Origin of the sequence: Paenibacillus sp. GP183 (assembly GCF_900104695.1) — a bacterium.
Lineage (GTDB): Bacteria > Bacillota > Bacilli > Paenibacillales > NBRC-103111 > Paenibacillus_AI.
The window spans coordinates 2,690,034-2,710,268 of the sequence record NZ_FNSW01000001.1 but is presented as its reverse complement, the minus strand read 5'-3'; the positions used below and the strand labels follow the sequence as shown (position 1 = coordinate 2,710,268).

Genomic DNA, 20,235 nt, shown 5'->3' with positions numbered 1-20,235 from the left:
ATTATTAATGGCGGATTCATGAGGTGGTATACTTAAAAAAGTGCATGGGAAAGAACCGTCCCACATAGCACGGAAAGATATTCCATATACTTCCATTTCGTGCTACTTACTCTAAACGGAACGCTTCCTTAGTAGTCAAGATGGCAAAAATCCAGTGGATGAGTTTATTCACACAAGCAATTATCGCTACTTTGAACAGCTTTCCTTCAGCACGCTTCTTATCATAGTAAGCTCTTAGTTTTTTATTTCTATTACTACGAATACCACATCGTACAGCTTGATATAGGGCAGTACGAAGCCTCCTGGAACCGTGCTTAGTTATTTTATTTATGGTTGCTGTAAACTTGCCTGAAGAAAAAACACTTGGATCTATACCAGCAAAGGCAACAAGTTTCTTTGCGTGATTGAACCGATCGATTTCCCCGATTTCAGCTAAAATTGTTGCAGCAAGTTTAGTGCCAATCCCGGGTATCGATTGGATTAAATCATATTCAAGTAAGGCTTCAGCCAGGGCCTCTATCGATTTATTAAGGTCTGCTAGATGGTCCTGGTATTGAAGAAGCAATTTGATGAGCAACTGCATGGAGATCAAATGGCTTGAAAAAGCCGTCTCCTTAAAGGGATTTCGTTTTGCTGCAGACTCTAGGATTTGAGCACGTTCCAAGCACCATGAGACGGATCTGCCGCGTCCAGTAAGACGCCCGATTGCAGTTGTAATCTCCAACTCGGACATTTCTAAGACCTCTTTAGATGTTGGGTGTAAAGCCAGAAATCGAAGGGAAACCTTTGAATAAAGGTCACCAAACACGCCATGATATTCAGGAAAAACTTGATCCAGAATAGCCTGAAACTGTAGTTTTGCTTGGACATACATACCCGTTAAAGATTCATGTTGGCGTGTTAGATAGCGTAAATTCATGAGATGCTGACCCCGCTTTTTGTAGGGTTCAAACTCTTCTTTATAGAACAACGTCCCTAATAGATGAGCATCAGCGGCATCGGTCTTCAACCGTCGCAAATTGGTTTTCTTGGCGTTATGTGAGATTAAAGGATTAATGACGATGTTCAAATACTGGTGCTCATCCAGAAACTGAACAACGGGGCTATGATAATGGCCTGTTGCTTCCATAACAATGGAGGGACGCATCCCTGCAACTGATTCCACTCCTCTCATATAATTTAGAAAAGATGCTAACCCTTCAAGATCATGATTAAACCTAAAGATCTTCCCATGAGGTACTCCACGGTCTAAAAAAGCTTGTGCGTGGCTCTCTCCCTTTGATACATCCAAACCAATGACTGGATTCATGACATCACTCCTGTTGTATTTTCACCGGCAACCCCTAACCTTCTTGTCTTCCACACTATCGCATGTGATACGGGATTCATGTCCCAACCAGCCTAACCATGGTTGAACAAGTAGGGGGGATGAACTGAATAGCTCTCGGGATCCAAGTCCCACGGGCAGAAACGTTCAATCCCCGGCTACCGCTATCTTACGACCTTACAAAAAAGAGGTCGACCAGAAAGATCTGGTGACCTCATAATACGAACGGGCAGGATAATGGAACAATAATGAGGAATCTATATAGGAAAATATGGCCATTTGTGGTGGGTGAATATGAAAAAGGGTGCATTGATTGGCAAGGGAATGACTGCTGAGGTATATGAATGGGGACAAGACCATGCAATAAAATTTTATTACGATTGGTATGAGCCGGAATGGATTAAACATGAAATGGAAAATGCAAAAGCCGTGAATGAAGCAGGTGTTCCATCACCTGTTGTTTTTGAAATGATTGAAGAAGGTGACAGGTTAGGTCTCATATATGAACGCATCATGGGTCCTTCCATGCTTGCGATAATGCAATCTTCACCACTTAAAATAGCCGACTGTGCACGTAAAATGGCTCAGCTTCATCACAACATTCATCGATGTGGTACAGACAAACTTCCTCCTCAAAAAGACCTATTGGAAAAAGCCATAAGGGATTCTTCCGATCTGTTAAAAGAAAAAACGGAATCAGTATGTAGCTTTCTTCTTACTTTACCTTCTGGTAACAGGATATGCCATGGGGATTTACATCCTGATAACATACTGATGACGAGCTCCAAAACAGTAGCGATAGACTGGACGAATGCAAACATTGGAAATCCATTGTGTGATATAGCAAGAACGTGCTTAATGATCCGCTCTCCTTTTATTCCACCCTCTACTTCAAAGAAAATGACCTTAGCGATACGAGTAGTCAAGAAGCTATTACACAATACTTATTTAAAAGAATACAGCAGGGTGTCTAACTGCAATATTGCTGATATTGACTCGTGGATATTACCGGTAGCGGCTGCTAGGCTACGTGAGAAAGTTCCAGGCGAGCAGAAGTGGCTTTTGAATCTTATTAATAGTCGTTTACAGCAATCACATATGTGACTCATTTGTTCAACTAACGGATAACGTACAGATGTCTTAATTTATGTGGTACTATTTACCATAGGATGAATTAATACGCTCCATTACATAAAGAGGGTATTACGAGTTCAAGTTGTTGATGCGATAACCGGAGGTACTGGATATGCAAGAATACAACAGTACTTATAAAGAAATTCAGAAAATCCCACTCCTGCGTGGGATCGGTCTGTTGCTTTTACCACTCACTGTGTTGTTGACCGTGGGGTTAGTCAAGCAAATCGTATACGGGATTCCATTTGGAAAGCAGCATGCGCCTGATTGGTTGTTAGCGTTAATTTGGGTTTCGGTTGGATTAGTTATCCCAGCATTCTTTTTCTCCTCCAGAATGGCAGTGGAAATCCAGAAGGAAAAGATGCTCATCCAGATCCGATACATTCCCCTGAAGAGTCGTCATATTGCCTTATCGAGCATTCAGAAAGTGGAGATATGGGAGTTCAAACCGATTCGGGATTACGGCGGTTGGGGTATTAGGCTAGGCAATAGCGGCTGGGCTTATACTGCGAGTGGCAACCAAGGAGTAATGCTAACGCTTGAAGACGGAGAGCGACTATTGATTGGTTCACAAAATCCTGAGTTGTTAGTCCGAGAACTAATGAAGTTAAAGGAGCAAGCATGAGAAAAAACGCATTGTTGCAAAAACTACTTCGCTGAGAGGGCATGTTTCTCCTAACTCACTAAACTAAGAGAGGAAGCGTAGTGATGAGTAAGATTCGATGGGGCATTATCGGCTGTGGCGATGTTACCGAGGTAAAGAGCGGTCCTGGGTTTCAGAAGGCGGACCGTTCGGAACTTTTGGCGGTCATGAGAAGGAACGGCTCCTTGGCGGAGGATTACGCTAGAAGGCATCGGGTGCCGAAATGGTATGACGATGCGGATGCTCTCATTCACGATTTGGAAGTGGATGCGGTATATATTGCAACACCTCCTTCTACCCATATGGAATACACGCTTCGATGCGCACAGGCCGGTAAGCCGGTGTATGTAGAGAAACCAATGGCGATGAATGAAGCGGAATGCATCGCGATGCTCCAGGCATGCGAAGAGGCAAAGGTGCCGTTATTCGTTGCTTATTATCGAAGGGCACTGCCGCGCTTCATTCAAATTAAACAATGGGTGGAGAATGGGGCAATCGGCGAAATCCGTCACGTCAACGTTATCCATTACAGTCCTCCAGCGCGGGATGAGCTTGCCGGAAAGGGCTCCTGGCGCGTTAAACCGGATATTTCGGGAGGAGGCAAATTCATGGACGTCGGCTCCCATACGCTCGACATTCTTGATTATATTTTAGGACCGATCGTATCGGCGGCGGGAACCGCTGCCAATCAGTCTGGTCTGTACGCTACCGACGATATTGTTTCAGCGCAATTTATTTTTGATTCGGGTGCACATGGCACCGGAGTCTGGTGCTTCTCCGCTTACGAACAATATGAGATGAACGAAATCGTCGGCAGCAAGGGTAAAATTCGTTTTTCCACATTCGGCACGGAGCCGGTGCTTCTCGCTTTGGAAACGGGGGCAACGGATGAATTCCGCTTTGAACCACCGCAGCACATTCAGCAGCCGCTCATTCAGACAATCGTTGATGAACTGACCAGCCGCGGTGTTTGTCCCAGTACCGGTGCAAGTGCGGCGAGAACGAGCCGGGTGATGAATCAAATCCGTAACGGTTATTAAGTTTAAAGGGATTGGGACGATATATGCGGGGCGGTTTGCTGCAGTTGATCTTGCATCCAGCATAAATGATTATTTATAATTGAAAATGTAGTTGATCGGAATTGAAAATTTCAGAAGATGAGGCGATGTTATGATTTACGAATTGAGAATTTATACGATTCTTCCAGGAAGAATAGATGAGATTCGAAAGCGCTTTTCCGATCATACGCTTGGTATTTTCGCCAGACTGGGCATGCAAGTCTGTGATTTCTGGGAGGATTTAGAGGAACATCCCAAGCTGTATTACACGATGAAATACGAAAGCATGGAAGAGCGGACAAGACAGTGGGAAACTTTTTCGCAAGACGAGGAATGGAACGAAGTGAAACAAAAATCCGAGCTAGATGGAAAAATTGTCGAACGCGTCGAACAGGTTTTTATGAAAAGAGCGGATTATTTTAAAGGATAGGGAGGAAATAGAAATACAAGCAGTAGTCAGTATAAAAAAAAGCATCGCGCCAACTTGGTTGGTGGGTGCTTTTTTGCGTTCTCTGACAGCGGCCACGCGAAGGCGATCGATTACGACTAATTCATTTTGCCCGTTATTCAACCGGTGGTAACTATAACTCAATAAACATCAATAGAAAGGCTGCCGACAGCAATAGGTCGGGTGCCTTCTTTGCTAATGGCCAGTAAAATGGAATAAACAAGATTAATATTCTGTAAAATGATGGAACTTTAGTGAGTATTGAACGTCTAACGGATTAGAAGTAATTACAGGAAGATGGTTCATGAATAAATTATTTACATTATTAAACTTGGAGGCGTAACATTGAAAAATGTCTTAATAACCAGTTATATATTATTAATCTTTGTATTATCTGCTTGTGGATCGAGAGAGAAAAATACAGAATCTACTATATCTGTAACTCCAGGTGTTAGTCCTTCACTCTCCTCAACACTAATTCCTATTGTAGTGCCTACGGAAACGCCGATAACAAGCGTAATGCCTTCCGAAAAACCATCACCGAACGTTAAACCTACGGAAACCGTGAAATCTACAGTAGCCCCTTCTAAGACTCCTACGGTGACCGAGAAGCCTTCACCGATTGCCCAACCGACAGCTACGCCAAAAGTGTCTTTACCGATTAATGAGTCGATTATGAGTAAGTCAAAGCGTCAGGAATTAACTGCTGATGGAAAGGAAATTGTCGCCTTCCTCGATGCGTATTTGCATTATTATAATTTGCATGCTAAAAGTTTTGTTGATGGCTATGATTTTAATTCGATAGATGCACTTAGCCGCTTCGGTGATGGTGTTATTAGTTTTAAGGTGTTGGATAAACCAGTATTTAAACCTAATCAACATGCTGAGTTAGATGTTCATGTTGAAATCAAGCATAATGCCAAAGATGACACACCGTACCTTAATCAAGATTGTCTATTTATTTTTAGCAATCATACTGCATCTGAAGGGTGGCAACTTCAATACATGTTTAACTAAACAAAAGGCTAATCAGGGCTAATCCATTAAGATTTTGTACATCAAATGTTTCAATGTGATCTGTGACCCACGTCATTAAGCTAGGGGATGTAGATGAAGCCGGATATTAGTAATTTAATTGCAGCAACAGAGGAACTTAAACGATATGGTATTACTTATGCTTTAGGTGGTAGTGGTTTGTTACATTGCTTGGGCTTAACAAATTCAGTTCGTGACTGGGATATTATGACTGAAGCCCCTAAGGAGCAGGTTTTGAAGGCTTTACAAAACCTCTATGTACAAGAAATAACGAGTGGAGATTATCCTTTTGGAAGCAAATATAAACTTTTAATCCATAAAGAGGTTCCCCAAGTGGAGGTATCAGGGAATTTCTCAATTTTTACCGACAAAGGTCTTTGCAAATTGCCAACCATTCCGGTTTTGCTTTGGGATGGTATTCAAGTTGGCAATCCCGAAGTGTGGTATGTTGCTTATTCTCTATTGAACCGAAAGGATAAGGCAGACTTATTACTTTCGTTTTTGAAGGAGAAAGGAGCAGATAAACACATTCTTCAAATATTAAAAAATGAACCTCTTCCCGATGAAATTTTAGAAGAAATCTCATCTCTTGAATAAGATAAATCCGCCGTTTTTTAAATCGTATAAATGATAAACACTCTTACGTTATGGGGAGATGGATATATGAGTAAAATTAGTTTTAATGTCAGTATCGCGCCATTGGAGGCTTTGGATTTTGTTAAAGATAACCAGAATGCCGATCTAGTACATGAAGAATATAATGTTGTTGGACAGGATAAACTTATTGGCACTCAGATATATGAAAAATATTACTTTAGATCGAAAAATCGTGCAGCGCTAATTGTTATTATCGATAATTTAAAAGGCCCAACAAACGTTAGAGCTATCGCTACAGGAAGCTCCGAAGGATTGATTTTCAATTTCGATTGGGGTGCTGCAGACAATTTAGTTACCTCAATAGAAAAGATTTTAGGTGAGTACATTATCGAGTGATGATCTACAAAAGTCCTGTTTAAAGCAATAAATTCATTTGCGGCACAGTCGATAAAGAAACCATCAGCGAGACTTCGATACAACCGGGGGTATTGGAGAAAGGTTCATATATACTCACATCCAGTATTGTTGGAATCGTAGGTGACATGCTCCCATGCCTAAAGGCAGGGGCTTCTCAGATCATCGGGGATCGTAACCTTTCCCCTCCTTGGAGGCTCTATCCAAGCCTAGTCTTTTTTAGGTTACGATACGTTTTTCAAAGCTAGGTTTAGTATGTTAATCGCCGCATTTACGTCCCGATCTGCAACGTATCCGCAAGAACATTGATGCGTTCGTTCGGATAGTGTTTTTTTGACGATTTCACCACAGTTGGAGCATTGTTGAGATGTGTTGTATGGATTCACTTGCACCACTTGACGACCGGCACTTTCAGCCTTGTACATCACGAATTGTACGAGTTGCTGCCATCCTGCATCAACAATGCTTTTTGCAAGATGATGGTTCTTAACCAACCCTAATACGTTTAAATCTTCAAAAGCAATCAATTGGTACTGGTTTACGAGTTTACGAGAAACCTTGTGCGCATGATCTTTTCGCTGATTGGCTACATGCTCATGCAATTTCGCCAATTGATGTACAGCTTTGCTTCTACGTTTCGAACCTTTTTTCTTTTTGGATACGGCACGTTGTAGATGTTTCAATCGTTGTTCACTTAGACGAAGATATTTGGGTGATTCTATCGGTTCTCCTTCAGATGGTATTGCAAGGTGTTTGAGTCCTAAGTCGATACCCACCTTCATGTTTGTTATAGGCAAAGGTTTGGCTTCAATTTCACACGAAAAACAAGCATAGTATTTTCCGTTTTTGACAAGGATGGAACAGGTTTTCATCTTGCCTTGCAGTTCTCGATGTCGTTTTATTTTCACTTCACCGATCTTGGATAGCTTTATTTTATTGCCATGGATTGTGTACCCGCCTTGCGGATAGGTAAACGAATCGTACCTCGATTGTGGTTTGAAACGTGGGAACCCTGGAGTCTCGGCTTGCTTCACTCGTCTAAAAAATGCTTGATACGCCTTATCCAATCGTTTCGCAACATCCTGTAACACTTGCGAATGCACTTGCTTTAATGCCGGAATGTGTTGTTTACGCTCGTTGAACGTGTTTGCTTGATCGTAGTAGTTCGGTGTTTTCCCTTCTTGTTTGTAGGCAAGAATACGTTCCTCTAGTAACCGGTTATACAACAAACGGCAGCGTTCAAGAGTAAATTGTATCTTCTGTTTTTGCTCTTTTGTTGGGTATATTCGGTATTTGTAGGCAACAAGCAATACTATTCACCTCGTTCTTTTTGGCTTTCAATATATTTTTTGATTACATCCAGTTGAACTGTACCTACGGTTGCAACAAAATACGAGTTTGTCCATAGGGAAGGGAGTCTACTTTTTAGATGGTTAAACTCTAGTCTTAGCACTCTTGACGTGTACCCTTTCAAATGTTTCACTACTTTGTGGATTCCAAACTGTGGATCGCATTTGATGAGCAAATGAACATGATCGGGCATGATTTCCATTTCAACGATTTCTGTGTTTAACGCTTTAGACTTCTCTAAAAACAAACTTTTTAGCCTTGTATCAATTGGTTCTTTGAGTACCTTTTTTCGATACTTAGGACAAAAAACAACATGATATTTACAATCAAAAACGATATTATGATTACTTTCTGCTTTTCTACTCAATGTCATCACCTACAGTAAATTGTATCACAAATAGTTAGTTTAATGTAGTTTATCTAACATGTTTTAAAGAGAGAATTTAAGAATTTTGCTCTTAACATCCCTAAAGGGATGCAGAGCAAATTGCCTTATATCCCCATGGCTAAAGCAAGGGGTTTTACGGCGAATTTGATAAATCGAAAATCATAGACGGTTCAGCAATACGCAATGGAGATACAGTAGTGGCTGTTGCCTCTAACGGAATACATACGAATAGTTTCCGAGTCCTCCTGTTAAGAGACGGCTTTTTTTTCAATTGATCTTTCATTTCATTTACCATCAGCCAGGCTATTTTCAAGGAGTTGGTTATGTGCATATAGGGATTGATTTAGATAATACCGTTCTAGATGCAACTACGGCTTTTTTGGATTGCTTTAATAAAGTTACAGGACTATCAGTGAGAGCCGATGATGTTAATGACTTTTATTTGTATCGATTATATGGCTGGGATAAAGAGCAATACGAAAATGTGTATTATCTTTATGGTCATGAAATCCATTGGAACTCTAATCCCTATCCAATGGCTATCGAAATAATTCAAAATTTGTTTATTGAAAATCAGATATCAGTTATCACAGCTAGACCTTCCATATTTCGTGATATTACAATTGAATGGCTAAAGCATAATGATATACCTTATCACAATATTATTTTTACAGAAAACAAAATTCATGAATGCGAGAAGTCGAGTGTGAATGTTTTAATTGATGATGGTCCGCACTACGCAATGGAATTTGCTCTGAAGCAAAAACCCGTAATCTTATTTCAACAACCATATAATATGAACATCCATAATAAAATGGTGTATCGTATTTCACATTGGTCTGAGGTTAAAAAGTACATTGATTTATTAAGTACATTAAAAAACCATCCATAATTCGGAATGCTTTGCACGATGAAGCTTATCGCAGGTAAAAGTGCTGGCGCTACGCTAACGGAAACAATAGCTCAATAAAATACCACAGCAGGCTACCGCAGATTTACCATAACAAAGATCAAGCAGGCTGCAAGTGATAAACTCGATGGCCTGCTGTGCTAACTGGCAGGAGAGTATTTTTGATAGGACATCCAACTTATTATCCCAAGTTCGGATTTAAACCAGCGAGAAAATATAGATTCGAACTAAAACAGTTTAATGTATCTTACGATGTCTTTATGGTGTATGAATTAACCCAAGGAAAAACAAACAGTTTACAAGGTGAGTTAAGGTATCCGGAATCATTCTTCGTATAACTTGATTTTGTCATTAAGCTCCCATGAAAATTAAAAAGTTGGGTTTTTACTTAGGGAAAACTTCCGGATAGTTTCTGTTATTATATTGATATTGAAAACTATCGGAGGTGATTTTATGAGCGACTATATCCGTGAATTACGTTCATTAGTTGGGACAAGACCATTAATTCTAGTTGGTGCAGTAGTTATAATTCAAAATGAGAACCAACAAATTCTTTTACAACATCGCAAAGATGGTGATTGGGGATTACCTGGCGGTCTTATGGAACCAGGGGAGTCATTAGAGGATACAGCAATGAGGGAAGCATACGAGGAAACTGGCTTAAGAATAAACCATATAACAATGTTAGATCTATTTTCTGGTCCGGATCTCTATCTAAAATTAAAAAATGGAGATGAACTGTATTCGGTAACAGCATTATATCTTTGTAAGGATTTCTCGGGACAATTAATGAGCGATCAGACCGAATCACATGAGGCTCGTTTTTTTGACGTAACCGATCTTCCGAGTTTAAATCCTGCAAATAATATCTACCTGAAGAAGTTTTTAAATTCAGACGTATTCTGTTAACGAGGAACCAGTTTATGCTGTTTTCATTCCTTTTATTAAAGGTGAAAATCCATTCTAATTCAGCTAACGGTTCGTTGAAGAAGTTGACAAAAATAATTATCTTTGCATGAAGCCGGAGAGCCGGGTTGAGGGAAACCTTGCCCCGGCTTTCTTTAGTTATCAAATCAAACTAAAACGGTTTTACAGGTACACATATTTCGCAATAATCATTGTAAATCATATCACCATTGTATCTTTCAAAAATCGGTTTGTTGTCAATTTGATATCCACTGTTTTGTAAAGCTGGAAAAATTTCAGCCCATGCTTTTTGAATATCTTCCGCTGTATGCTTGACTTTGCAAATAAAATATTTTCCACCAGAAAGTTCACTTTCGCAAATTGAATTATCAATTTGATAATCGTTTGAAATGACAATACAAGCATCATATCGACAGTTTTCAGGAAGTGTCGTTTCCGGGTTATCTTGCGCAATTCCGAGCATTATTGCCGATTCAGCAATTAGATGTTTATCCTCAGCCCATTTTTTTAGCTTTTCCATTGCTTGAATGTTTCCAGGACCATATGGTCCAACTTGTCGCACATATGCGATGCGATATTTTGGAAGAGTTACGACTTTAATATTCATATCTTTTTTTCTTCCTTTCTGTATTATATTTACTACATTTCGAATGCTATCATGATATAAAAATATAATCATTTGTTTTATTTAAAATTCTAAAATGTCCCTACAAGGGGCTACGCTCAGCATTGTTTTTAGTGTGGTGAACCGTATCACAAGTAACGGCAAGTTTTTTATTGCAAAAGTAAAGCCGACTGCAAAAAACAGCCGGCCTATGATGCGTTGCGTTTTTATGAACGTTTAGGATTTAAACCGACTCATGAGGGTCTAAAAATGAAGCTTTGATTCAACTAACGGTCAGGCTTGTTGAACAACATTAAGATAATTTATGGTATTATGTGGTATTTTGGGTTGAAAACATGTTGGAAAACTCCACCAATTATAAAGACGCTGACCGGATGATGTCAGCGTCTTTTTCGTCCGAATCTGGAACCGCCAACATGGCTGTTTGGTCCAATTTTAATTTTTATAGATGGGTGCTGTAGGTAAATGTTTTTCGACCCAATCCAGGGCATTTTTCAGACCGTTCTCCGCTTTAATGCGTTTTCCGATTTCAGCCGCACGTACTCTTACGGTTTCATTATCTAACGACTGGATGGCTTCAGTCAGATTTTCTTTCGTCAAAATAGGGAAAGGGATATGCCGTCCGATCTTAAGTTCCGTGATGCGCTCTCCCCAGAAGGGCTGGTCTGCATAAGTTGAACAAATAATCGAGGGTGTTCCAGATTCCAAAGTGGTGTGCGTCGTTCCTGCTCCTCCATGATGAATTACACAACTGCAGCGCGGGAACAGCAATTCGTGATCGGCGGATTGAATCATGAGTATGGATTCGGGCTATACCGGACCAGCCAGAAGATATGATAGCTCTGGTATTCAATGATATGAGTAATCTGATTTAACGCTTTCAAGAATTCCTTTACGTTACCCGAGGACATCCATTGGCGACCGTCTTCGGATTCGAGAATTTCCTGGGTGTTTCCGACTAGTGAGTGATAAGGTACATTGAATTGTTTAACATAGGATTCAAAATTTACGGGTGCGGTAAGGGTGACACGGTGTCCCAAATCCTGAAGTCCAAGAGCAAGAGCGGTATAAGGCCGTACATCCCCAAGGTGCCTGTGGTTAATAAGGTAATGTTATTAATCCTCCTATATATTTTAGGTAAATTATACCACTTTTTTACTATGCAGCGTATTAATTTGAAGATTTAAGTCGAACTAACGGAGGTGCCATTATAAATAAGATGATTGTGGTGCAAAAATTAGACGAAGTGATCAGCAATACAAAACGCAAACAGCACCCTTTCCTCCTAAAAGCATACACTATAGAACTCTAGGATAAGGAGCTGATTTGGCTATGCCCTCTTTTGCAGGAGTTGTTAAAATAGTGAGTAATGTGGGAACCTTTGTTAACGGAGATAACTTGGTGGTTTCACCTACCATCAGCACCAAATTATATGAGGGCTCTGGCAGCGCCAATATAGGCGACTTTCAATTAAGCATTAATCCTTTCAGTATTACTGCTGTTGTTGATTCAGATCTTGTCGATACAGGAAGTAATAAAGTTGCAACCGGAACTTAACGAATCTAAGCAATATTAATCAGTTCTGGCTGGCATTTTTTTGCTACTGGTTTGAAAACCACGAGTAAAGGATAAATATGCCACAAAAAAACGAAAAGCTGCCGTGGCAGCTCTTTTTGCGTCTTTACATAATATGAGTTTTTGTGTGACTGGGGGTACTATTAAATAAGCTGAACCAGCTAATAGCTTGTCATCAGCGTATTTCATACTTCCAGTATCAATCGGGGCTCTTCCTTGTTTAATAAATTGGATTTAAGTTTTTTGTGATGGTAAATATAGGAGCCGGCAATCAAAATGTATCCTACTAGGAAAAGCAGCCAGCTGCTGGCGGGGTCACCGACTGATATACTTGAATACATCGCCCCCGTAAAATCATATACAAAACCGGCATAAACCCACTCCTTAATACGCGGAAATCCAGGGATAAGTAACGCCAAAACGCCTAATAATTTTGCAATCCCTATAAATGGGAGAAGGTAGGCAGGATAACCTAAATGCGTAAATAAAGCAATTGCATCGGGAACAGACATTACATCAGGAATAGAACCCAAAATCGTTAATGCCATCAAAAGCCCTGTAAATATCCAATAGATCGTTAATATTTTTTTCATTTATACATCATCCCTTCAATAGTTTGTAATCGGTTTGACTCGGAGATAGCAGTGAAAATGGATAAATTCATGAGGTGATCAGATCCGAACAACATTCATGTTTATAAAATTTTCTCCTCCTTACAAGATTTCCCTTTCACAATCTTAATATACCCCAAAAGGAATATTCCTGTCAATGTATATTTGAATAACGAACATGGAAGGCAATGCCGCAGCCGATAATCATCGCTTTTCTGATTTATTGATCGGGCTATTCATAATGAGACCGGTATGGTTGTGACAGCAACACCTCACATCATGATCAAAGAGCGAAGCAGCGGTTATTCCAGCTTGGAACGTTTTACTACTTCTTTTGCTCTGCCGTTAAGTGGACTTTGGGATTATGAAGTAGAATTAGACGGTATCATGTATGGTGATGCTGTGCTATCGGTGGCCGAACCTTCATGGGACGTTAGCCCGTTGTTTACTTCGGGGACATATCAATTGCGTGGAATTCCCAATAAGGTGGGATTCATTGATGCAGGTTTCATTGCTGGAAGGAGCAATAAATATTTGTGGCATTTCTGGGGAACGGAGGCGGAATTGAATGGTAACTTTAAGGTGAAAGCTCTGAAAAAAGGAACTCACCAATTTATTGATTTGTTTTCTGCAGATTATTTAGGAGGCAAGAACAACGGGGCTGACCGCTCTATCCCTACATCGATGTCGCTACCTACTTCTGGCCGTTGGAAATTATTGGCTTATATGAATGATCAGCTTTTTGGCAGCATTGTCATAGATGTTAAATAATAAATTACCAATATTTATTAATAAATGAACTTTTTTAACTTTGAGGACCAACATAGAGTGTAAATATCAAATGGGGGGCCGGCCGCCAATGTCAGATGAAGAGTTGTTCGAATGGATTCATGAGATGGGTAATGGGAATAAAGCAGCATTTCAGGTCGTTTATGATCAGAGCATAGATCATGTTTTTCGCACGGTTTCGTTTCTCATAAGCAACAAACAGGATGTCAGCGATGTGGTGAGTGAGGTGTACATGGAGCTCTTCAAGTCAATCTCGAGCTTCAATTTTCAGAAGCCATTTAGATCTTGGTTAAATGGCCTAATCATACACCAAACACAGAATTGGAATCGAAAGCTTTGGCGCAGATTTAGGTTGAACGATCGCAATAAGTTTTTGCATCTTGATGAACGTAATTCGGATACAGAACAAATCCATTTACAGAATGAGCAAAGTGCAGAGCTTATTTCACTCGTTCGCAAGCTTTCTTACAAACACAGTGTAGTGATTGTTTTACGTTATTTTCAGGATTGTTCGTTTGAAGAAATTTCTGAAGCGCTAGATATTCCATTAGGCACAGTAAAATCCAGACATCATATCGCCTTAGAAAAGCTGCGAAAAAATGCAGGCTTTGAAATGAAAGATAATGAGGAGGCATTACAATATGTCCATAGAAAACCGACTAAAACTCGCGTTTAAGCAATCGGCTGTACAATTAAATCAATCGCATCAGCTCGATTCCCGCATTGAACAATTGTTTGACAAGTTTTCACAAGCCAAAGGGAATTCGCCAAAATGGTTTTCTAATCAGAATAAATTTGCACGAGTTGTCATCATTGCGGCCTGCTTCTTAATTTTCTCTGGGTTTGCTTATGCTTCGACATTACTCTACCACTTGAATTTAAATAACATCAACATTAAAGCTTCTAAAGATTCACAGTTTAATTTTTCGCAAAAACAATTGGATGAGATCATCGGATCACGTAATGAAGTTAAAAAACAATTATCTCCAGGTGAGTCAGCATTCGTATTTATATCTGAAGTAGATAGGATCAAAATTCCAGGAATTTTAGATGGACCGGGAATGGGATTGATCAAAGTGAGTAATCCGCAACCGTATTCGGATATTAACCAATGGAAGGAGTTAACGAAAAAAAACTTTGCGGAATTTAAAATGCCAACTGCATTACCGGCTGGGTTTACGTTTACCAGTGGGGAAATAGAACAAACGAATGGAATTACAGATAGTTATGATGACAGAAAGTATTATAAGATATTAAAGGATAAAGCGTTGGCTGCCAATGGGAAAATGGCTTGGCAGAAGGCTGATTCAGAAGATTATTCACGCCAAGTTAAAGATTTAAATAAGCCTCGATTAATTTATACAAACAGTTATAATGATCAAATTGAGGTAAACTATACCGTTAAACCGCTGGGGGTTACGAATATGAATATCACATTTATGATGGGTGATTCATCGACTGCGGACAAAGTTCGTGTAGCTGGTTTTGATGGCTATTATACGGTAAACAACAAATTTATTTTTAATGATACAGGATATATGCAGGACATCAATTGGCTGGAGCAAGTAAATGGGCAAACGATTATATATCATGTCACTACACCATCTAAGCATGTTACCAAGGAAGACTTACTTTTAGTCGCTAATAATCTGAAATAATGATGGATCTAAAATAACTTGGGGGAAAAAATATAGTAGAATAACTTTTAGGCAGCCGCGGCAGCCTGTTCTGTTATTATGGGCAGTATAATCGGCTTGGAAATTATGTGGTAAAATATGGTGCAAGGAGGGGTTTTATGGGTTCGCGGTTGATGCATTTAATAATTGGTGAGATAGTCGCTTCAAGTCTAGATGTTATAAAAAACAAGAGAGATTTTTTAATTGGTTCAATTGCGCCAGATGCTGCTTTCTCGTTTGAAAGGAAAGTTTTTACTCATTATTTCGAAGGAGATGTAGATAAGAGAACTAGGCAGGTAAACTATCAAAGATACATTGATACATACTTATCAGATATAAATGATGACTACTCATTAGGATATTTGACTCATTTAATTTCCGACAACGCGTGGATGGAGTATATCTATTACCCATATGAACTGAAGCAGAAGCAAGATTTAGACCCGACCTTTTTACAAAGATGGTATTCAGATTTTAGAAAAATGAATACAAAACTGCTTTGTCATTACAATATGGGATACCTAAAAAATTGGTTGGAAATTGATGCTCTCCCGAGAGAAATAGACGATATAACTCAAGACGACTTACAAAAATTTATTGAAGTGATGTACGAAGATTTTGAAATTATAGAACAAAATAAATATTGCGAACTTGAAGTATATAATTTTGATGACATAATCGAGTACATAAACTTATCGAAATCTAAAGCTATTGCTGTCATTGAAGAAATTACCCCTTCGATACTCGCACATGATTAAGAACGGGAAACGATGCTCAATAACAAAGCCAAGCAAGCTGCCGGTGATAGACTCAGTGGCCCTTTCTCCTGAAAAAGCGGCCCCTACTTGCACTCAAGCTGCCTTAGACTGAATAAACGATCACGTAAATTGACTCATTCGCAGGAATGTACCAATACAAAGGTGAAGGCGATCTTGTAGCTAATTCAAATATGATGTTCCAAGACGAGAAGTTGATCACAAAAGCGCAGTTTGGATTGAAGTAAAAAATGCAAAAGCCCGGGACTTCACTCTCGGGCTTTTTGTTATGTAGTGAAATTAATCAGATACCTCTTCATCCGATTTGTCTTTATGTCTGGCCTATAGTTAGATTCGTAAGTTTCGTTTTTCTCATCCATTTCTCTACACATCCTTTACGGAATGTTTAAGGGAGTGGGAGGAGATCCTTCCCTTCAAATCCCAATAGCCAGCTAAAGATCTAAGGTGTACGATTATTATGAGTGATGAAGATAATGTTTATTCCTCCAATGTTGCTCCAATATGCCAAAAATAACGATGATGAAATATAAAGCCTCAGATCTATCTAAAATGATTGGGTTCCACCGTAAGCATCAAAGAGTACCGTCAATCGATCAGATTGGAGGCAGCGCATCTGGCCGCACTCTCTGGGAACATGGACGGTGCGCTTGCGATTGCTGCGGCCGGTTTTTTACCGACGCTTGCAGGAATCTTGTACAATTCTACGATTCAATGTGTTAATTTACGTGCTTGTTCCTACAGCACTCTCCATTCTCCCCAATATGAGATAATGGAAGCGCGGCGGCCATGACACGTAGGAGAGGATGCAGTGGGAACCGGCATGAAGAATCCCTTAGCGAAAATGAGCATAAAACAGCAGTTGATCCTGCTTTTTGTAATCCTTGTCAGCCCCGTCTTTGTGCTACATTGGTTTGTAAACGCTAAAACCGAGCAAATTCTGAAGGGCAATGTCACGCACGCCTATGTCGAATTGAACAAGCAGAACACGCTCCTTATCAGCCGTGACATTGATACGGTTAACCGGATCACAAGAGCAATCATTCAAGATCCAGTGACACAGGCGATGAATGCTTATCCGCTCAAGACGCTTCAGACGAGGCTGAGCAATTATTACGCGATGGAGCAGCTGCTCGCCAGTTATTCGTCCGGGGTCAACGGCGGAGAAGCGATTTATTATACTTTGTTTGTGCATGATCCTGCAGGTGTCTACCAAGTTGCTCCCAACTATTTGGTGAATAAGGTGTCCGGCGTATATTTCTATTCGGACGACAAGAAACCCGAGTGGATCGCCAAAGCCGAACGGCATGACGGATCGGGCTATTTGGACATCACACCTAATGTCGGGATGGACGCACATGGGCAAGGAACGCTCAGTTATGTCCGGGCTGTCAACAACATTTACAAAAATAACGACGTGATCGGCGTTCTGGTTGCTACCATGGACCGCAAAATCGGGCAGTCACTGCAGACAGTCTCCTTACCCGACGGCGAAGTTTATTTGACCGATTGGGAGGGCCGGATTTTGGCAGCCACAAAGCCCACTCAGCAAACGGTGCTTCATCTGCCTCCGGAGGTTTCCCCGGGCGACTCGGAAGAAGGGATGCTGGATACGGTGGCGTCCGACAACATCTATGTCATGAACTTCAACCATCGTGCCAACGAGAAACTGATTTATAAAATCCCGGTGAGCACATTGCTCCAACAGCAAAATGAGCTGAAGCGGGTCATCCAGTTGATCGAAACCGTGTTCGCGCTGTTCGCCGTCATCGTCATGACTTACTTCTGGCGCGGCATCATGAACCCCATGCAGAGGCTTGCCAAGTTTGTCCGAAAATATGAACCGGGACAAGTGGTTCTCACGACGCCGGGAGGAATCCGGAAAGATGAAGTCGGGGTGCTCGTCTCCGCTGTATACGACATGGCTAGACGTCTTAACGCGTTTGTCCACGATCGTTATGCTCTGGAAATTAAGCAGAAAGAAATGCAGCTTCAGCTGCTTTACGAGCAGATCAACCCCCATATGTTATACAACACCCTGGAATCAATCTATTGGAAAAGCGTGCTGGATGGAAGATCGGAATCAGCGGAAATGATCAAGGAGCTGTCCAAGCTGATGAAAATCGGACTTAGCCGGGGGCGGGAAATTATCACCTTGGCCGAAGAGTTGGAACATGCCCAGGCGTATTGCCTCCTTCAGGAGAAACGGCTCGAGCAGCCGTTTCATATTCAGTGGGAAGTTCCGTCGGAGCTGCTCACCACAGGCATACCGAAGATTACGCTGCAGCCGTTGATTGAAAACGCATATATACACGGCATCAAAAATATGGGCGAGGACGGAGAAATCTTCGTTCGCGCACGCAAGGAAGGCGACACGGTTTTGATCGACATCGAAGACAACGGCTACAAAGAGATCGACCTGGCGGTCATGGAGAAGGTATTATCCGATGAACAAGGGGTGGGGACACACGGTTACGGAATACGCAACGTGAATCAACGTCTCAAGCTGCATTTCGGCTCTTCTTTCGGAATTAGCTACCGGAAGCGGGAAGGCGGAGGCACTGTGGTGACAGTCGGTCTTCCGGCCGCTCAGTAAGAACGTACTCAGTCAGCATGAAAGGGCGGATTAGCATGTACAACATTTTGGTCGTCGACGACGAGCCTCTGATTTGCAAAGGACTCAGCAATATGCTCGGCTCCTCTGGAATGGATATCGGGCACATTTTTATCGCTTATAGCGGCTACGAGGCACTCGATTATATTCGGGCCGAAGAGATCGACCTTCTAATTACGGATATTCAAATGGGAGAGATGAGCGGCATCGAACTGATGAACCAAGCGAAAATCGTCAAACCTTGGATGGAGACGATCGTCATCTCCGCGCACGAAACGTTCCAACACGCCCAGATGGCGATCCGTCTCGGCGCGAAGGATTATATGATTAAGCCGCTGAAAAACGACCAGTTTCTCGATTCCGTCCGGAACGTGCTGTTGAGTTACGCCAGACCCGCTTCTTCGCAGAATGATGTGTTGTCGAGCATGCGGGAACATTTTCAGATGGCTGAACTGGACCCCGGCAAAAATAAAGCTTTGAACGAGCTGCTTACGACTGCCGGCTCAAAGCTGGCAAAAGACGTATCCGCCTTGACGGCGAAATACGGCATCATGCTTCACGGACCTTACTTTGCTATTATCCGGATTCAGCTTCTTCTGCCGGAAGTATCGCTGAAGGATAAGGCCTTGTTCCAGTATGCTGCGTTAAACATTGTGAGTGAGCTGCTGGACCAGAACTGGAACCATTTTGCTTTCAGTTCAGGTGATTCCCAAATTTGCATTTTGCTGCAATGGAGCGAACAACAGTACGCCGATCCGGCCGTAAACAAAATCGACCAACTCGAAATGATCGGCCGCGGTCTCAACTTCAACATCGAAAAATATTTGCGGGTGCAAAACGTTGCCGGCCTCAGCCAAATTCTTCGAGGTGCCGAATTCTTCCCTGAGCTGGGCGAGCAGGCGCAGAAAGCGCTGCAGTGGAATCGGAACCATGCGGACCATTTTATTTTTTATTACGGCGACGTCAAATGGAGCTTGCACGGGGACGACTCGTCGGAGGAAGAGTGGGTCGCACAAAGCAATTTGATCGTTAAGAAAGCTAAGGAATACGTCGACGGCCATTATGCGGAGAAGGGCATCACAGCGAACAAAGTGGCGCACAAGTGCCACGTCAGCCCGAATTATTTGAGCTACCTGTTCAAGAAATACATGGGCTGCAAGCTGTGGGAATATGTCGTCAAGCTGAGAATGGAGGAGAGCAAGCGGCTGCTTCTCAGCTCCGGATTGCGGTCCTACGAGGTGGCTGACCGGGTCGGGTACGAATCATCCGAGCATTTCAGCAAATCGTTCAAACGATATTTCGGCATAAGTCCGAGAGAATTGAAGAACTAAGTAAATTCAG

Annotated in this window: 23 protein-coding genes; 16 read left to right on the top strand and 7 right to left on the bottom strand. The window is 41.4% G+C overall.

Going from position 1 to position 20,235, the window contains the following annotated elements:
- Positions 1–106: 106 nt before the first annotated feature.
- A complete protein-coding gene (locus tag BLV33_RS13350; protein ID WP_090792189.1) occupies positions 107–1,309 on the bottom strand; it encodes an IS110 family RNA-guided transposase in 1,203 nt (400 codons plus the stop codon).
- Positions 1,310–1,621: 312 nt separating this feature from the next.
- On the opposite strand from BLV33_RS13350, the gene BLV33_RS13345 reads away from it, so the two are divergent.
- From BLV33_RS13345 to BLV33_RS13315, 7 genes are all read left to right on the top strand, one after another.
- Positions 1,622–2,431 carry a phosphotransferase family protein gene (locus tag BLV33_RS13345; RefSeq protein ID WP_090792186.1) on the top strand — a complete coding sequence of 270 codons (810 nt, stop codon included), beginning with the start codon at positions 1,622–1,624 and terminating at the stop codon, positions 2,429–2,431.
- 142 nt (positions 2,432–2,573) lie between these two features.
- A complete protein-coding gene (locus BLV33_RS13340) occupies positions 2,574–3,086 on the top strand; it encodes a DUF6141 family protein (RefSeq protein ID WP_090792183.1) in 513 nt (170 codons plus the stop codon).
- 83 nt (positions 3,087–3,169) lie between these two features.
- Positions 3,170–4,144 carry a Gfo/Idh/MocA family protein gene (locus BLV33_RS13335; RefSeq protein ID WP_171909144.1) on the top strand — a complete coding sequence of 325 codons (975 nt, stop codon included), beginning with the start codon at positions 3,170–3,172 and terminating at the stop codon, positions 4,142–4,144.
- 130 nt (positions 4,145–4,274) lie between these two features.
- Positions 4,275–4,592 (top strand): NIPSNAP family protein, encoded by a 318-nt coding sequence (locus BLV33_RS13330; RefSeq protein WP_090792175.1) that lies wholly within the window; start codon positions 4,275–4,277, stop codon positions 4,590–4,592.
- A 363-nt stretch (positions 4,593–4,955) separates the two neighbouring features.
- Positions 4,956–5,627, top strand: coding sequence for a hypothetical protein (locus tag BLV33_RS13325; protein ID WP_090792171.1), 672 nt, complete (start codon positions 4,956–4,958; stop codon positions 5,625–5,627).
- A 93-nt stretch (positions 5,628–5,720) separates the two neighbouring features.
- Positions 5,721–6,242, top strand: coding sequence for a hypothetical protein (locus BLV33_RS13320; protein WP_090792167.1), 522 nt, complete (start codon positions 5,721–5,723; stop codon positions 6,240–6,242).
- A 66-nt stretch (positions 6,243–6,308) separates the two neighbouring features.
- The gene (locus BLV33_RS13315) at positions 6,309–6,638 is read left to right on the top strand and encodes a DUF6054 family protein (protein WP_090792163.1); all 330 of its coding nucleotides are present in this window, start codon (positions 6,309–6,311) and stop codon (positions 6,636–6,638) included.
- 242 nt (positions 6,639–6,880) lie between these two features.
- Here the strand turns inward: BLV33_RS13315 and BLV33_RS13310 are convergent, their stop codons facing one another.
- Positions 6,881–7,966: an RNA-guided endonuclease InsQ/TnpB family protein gene (locus tag BLV33_RS13310; protein ID WP_090792159.1), complete on the bottom strand. Its 1,086-nt coding sequence runs from the start codon at positions 7,964–7,966 to the stop codon at positions 6,881–6,883.
- A 2-nt stretch (positions 7,967–7,968) separates the two neighbouring features.
- Positions 7,969–8,379, bottom strand: a complete 411-nt coding sequence (tnpA, locus tag BLV33_RS13305; RefSeq protein ID WP_139305835.1) for an IS200/IS605 family transposase — start codon at positions 8,377–8,379, stop codon at positions 7,969–7,971.
- A 340-nt stretch (positions 8,380–8,719) separates the two neighbouring features.
- Between tnpA and BLV33_RS13300 the strand changes: the two genes are divergently transcribed.
- Entirely contained in the window at positions 8,720–9,286 is a 567-nt protein-coding gene (locus BLV33_RS13300) for a 5' nucleotidase, NT5C type (protein WP_171909143.1), read from the top strand.
- A 471-nt stretch (positions 9,287–9,757) separates the two neighbouring features.
- The gene (locus BLV33_RS13295) at positions 9,758–10,213 is read left to right on the top strand and encodes an NUDIX hydrolase (RefSeq protein ID WP_090792145.1); all 456 of its coding nucleotides are present in this window, start codon (positions 9,758–9,760) and stop codon (positions 10,211–10,213) included.
- A 169-nt stretch (positions 10,214–10,382) separates the two neighbouring features.
- Here BLV33_RS13295 and BLV33_RS13290 read toward each other — a convergent pair whose 3' ends face one another.
- The 3 genes from BLV33_RS13290 to BLV33_RS30720 form a co-directional block, all read right to left on the bottom strand.
- A complete protein-coding gene (locus tag BLV33_RS13290; protein WP_090792142.1) occupies positions 10,383–10,838 on the bottom strand; it encodes an AraC family transcriptional regulator in 456 nt (151 codons plus the stop codon).
- Between the two features lie 453 nt (positions 10,839–11,291).
- Positions 11,292–11,651 carry a glycosyltransferase gene (locus BLV33_RS13285; protein WP_090792139.1) on the bottom strand — a complete coding sequence of 120 codons (360 nt, stop codon included), beginning with the start codon at positions 11,649–11,651 and terminating at the stop codon, positions 11,292–11,294.
- Positions 11,648–11,959 carry a glycosyltransferase gene (locus BLV33_RS30720; protein ID WP_139305834.1) on the bottom strand — a complete coding sequence of 104 codons (312 nt, stop codon included), beginning with the start codon at positions 11,957–11,959 and terminating at the stop codon, positions 11,648–11,650. Before BLV33_RS30720 ends, BLV33_RS13285 begins: the two co-directional genes overlap by 4 nt.
- A gap of 229 nt (positions 11,960–12,188) precedes the next feature.
- On the opposite strand from BLV33_RS30720, the gene BLV33_RS13275 reads away from it, so the two are divergent.
- Positions 12,189–12,413, top strand: coding sequence for a spore germination protein (locus BLV33_RS13275; RefSeq protein ID WP_090792136.1), 225 nt, complete (start codon positions 12,189–12,191; stop codon positions 12,411–12,413).
- Between the two features lie 203 nt (positions 12,414–12,616).
- Here BLV33_RS13275 and BLV33_RS13265 read toward each other — a convergent pair whose 3' ends face one another.
- Positions 12,617–13,024, bottom strand: coding sequence for a DoxX family protein (locus BLV33_RS13265; RefSeq protein ID WP_090792130.1), 408 nt, complete (start codon positions 13,022–13,024; stop codon positions 12,617–12,619).
- A gap of 270 nt (positions 13,025–13,294) precedes the next feature.
- Here BLV33_RS13265 and BLV33_RS13260 point away from each other — a divergent pair, with 270 nt between their 5' ends.
- The 6 genes from BLV33_RS13260 to BLV33_RS13235 all read left to right on the top strand — a co-directional run bounded on the left by BLV33_RS13260 (position 13,295) and on the right by BLV33_RS13235 (position 20,225).
- Entirely contained in the window at positions 13,295–13,813 is a 519-nt protein-coding gene (locus tag BLV33_RS13260) for a DUF4871 domain-containing protein (RefSeq protein ID WP_090792127.1), read from the top strand.
- Positions 13,814–13,901: 88 nt separating this feature from the next.
- Complete coding sequence (locus BLV33_RS13255) at positions 13,902–14,507, top strand: sigma-70 family RNA polymerase sigma factor (RefSeq protein WP_090792123.1); 606 nt, start codon at positions 13,902–13,904, stop codon at positions 14,505–14,507.
- A complete protein-coding gene (locus tag BLV33_RS13250; RefSeq protein WP_090792119.1) occupies positions 14,473–15,489 on the top strand; it encodes a hypothetical protein in 1,017 nt (338 codons plus the stop codon). Before BLV33_RS13255 ends, BLV33_RS13250 begins: the two co-directional genes overlap by 35 nt.
- A 137-nt stretch (positions 15,490–15,626) precedes the next feature.
- Positions 15,627–16,265 (top strand): zinc dependent phospholipase C family protein, encoded by a 639-nt coding sequence (locus BLV33_RS13245; protein ID WP_090792116.1) that lies wholly within the window; start codon positions 15,627–15,629, stop codon positions 16,263–16,265.
- An 826-nt stretch (positions 16,266–17,091) separates the two neighbouring features.
- A complete protein-coding gene (locus BLV33_RS13240; RefSeq protein WP_366414811.1) occupies positions 17,092–18,876 on the top strand; it encodes a cache domain-containing sensor histidine kinase in 1,785 nt (594 codons plus the stop codon).
- Positions 18,877–18,911: 35 nt separating this feature from the next.
- Entirely contained in the window at positions 18,912–20,225 is a 1,314-nt protein-coding gene (locus tag BLV33_RS13235) for a response regulator transcription factor (RefSeq protein ID WP_090792111.1), read from the top strand.
- The last annotated feature ends 10 nt before the right edge of the window (positions 20,226–20,235 follow it).

Bases quoted from the DNA above. Each gene is read 5' to 3' on its own strand.
- BLV33_RS13320 (WP_090792167.1), top strand. From the start codon at position 5,721: ATGAAGCCGGATATTAGTAATTTAATTGCAGCAACAGAGGAACTTAAA.
- BLV33_RS13345 (WP_090792186.1), top strand. From the start codon at position 1,622: ATGAAAAAGGGTGCATTGATTGGCAAGGGAATGACTGCTGAGGTATAT.
- BLV33_RS13290 (WP_090792142.1), bottom strand. From the start codon at position 10,838: ATGAATATTAAAGTCGTAACTCTTCCAAAATATCGCATCGCATATGTG.
- BLV33_RS13265 (WP_090792130.1), bottom strand. From the start codon at position 13,024: ATGAAAAAAATATTAACGATCTATTGGATATTTACAGGGCTTTTGATG.
- BLV33_RS13350 (WP_090792189.1), bottom strand. From the start codon at position 1,309: ATGAATCCAGTCATTGGTTTGGATGTATCAAAGGGAGAGAGCCACGCA.
- tnpA (WP_139305835.1), bottom strand. From the start codon at position 8,379: ATGACATTGAGTAGAAAAGCAGAAAGTAATCATAATATCGTTTTTGAT.
- BLV33_RS13315 (WP_090792163.1), top strand. From the start codon at position 6,309: ATGAGTAAAATTAGTTTTAATGTCAGTATCGCGCCATTGGAGGCTTTG.
- BLV33_RS13285 (WP_090792139.1), bottom strand. From the start codon at position 11,651: ATGATTCAATCCGCCGATCACGAATTGCTGTTCCCGCGCTGCAGTTGT.
- BLV33_RS13340 (WP_090792183.1), top strand. From the start codon at position 2,574: ATGCAAGAATACAACAGTACTTATAAAGAAATTCAGAAAATCCCACTC.
- BLV33_RS13335 (WP_171909144.1), top strand. From the start codon at position 3,170: ATGAGTAAGATTCGATGGGGCATTATCGGCTGTGGCGATGTTACCGAG.
- BLV33_RS13245 (WP_090792116.1), top strand. From the start codon at position 15,627: ATGGGTTCGCGGTTGATGCATTTAATAATTGGTGAGATAGTCGCTTCA.
- BLV33_RS13260 (WP_090792127.1), top strand. From the start codon at position 13,295: ATGGTTGTGACAGCAACACCTCACATCATGATCAAAGAGCGAAGCAGC.
- BLV33_RS13295 (WP_090792145.1), top strand. From the start codon at position 9,758: ATGAGCGACTATATCCGTGAATTACGTTCATTAGTTGGGACAAGACCA.
- BLV33_RS13275 (WP_090792136.1), top strand. From the start codon at position 12,189: ATGCCCTCTTTTGCAGGAGTTGTTAAAATAGTGAGTAATGTGGGAACC.
- BLV33_RS13330 (WP_090792175.1), top strand. From the start codon at position 4,275: ATGATTTACGAATTGAGAATTTATACGATTCTTCCAGGAAGAATAGAT.
- BLV33_RS13235 (WP_090792111.1), top strand. From the start codon at position 18,912: ATGTACAACATTTTGGTCGTCGACGACGAGCCTCTGATTTGCAAAGGA.
- BLV33_RS13255 (WP_090792123.1), top strand. From the start codon at position 13,902: ATGTCAGATGAAGAGTTGTTCGAATGGATTCATGAGATGGGTAATGGG.
- BLV33_RS13250 (WP_090792119.1), top strand. From the start codon at position 14,473: ATGTCCATAGAAAACCGACTAAAACTCGCGTTTAAGCAATCGGCTGTA.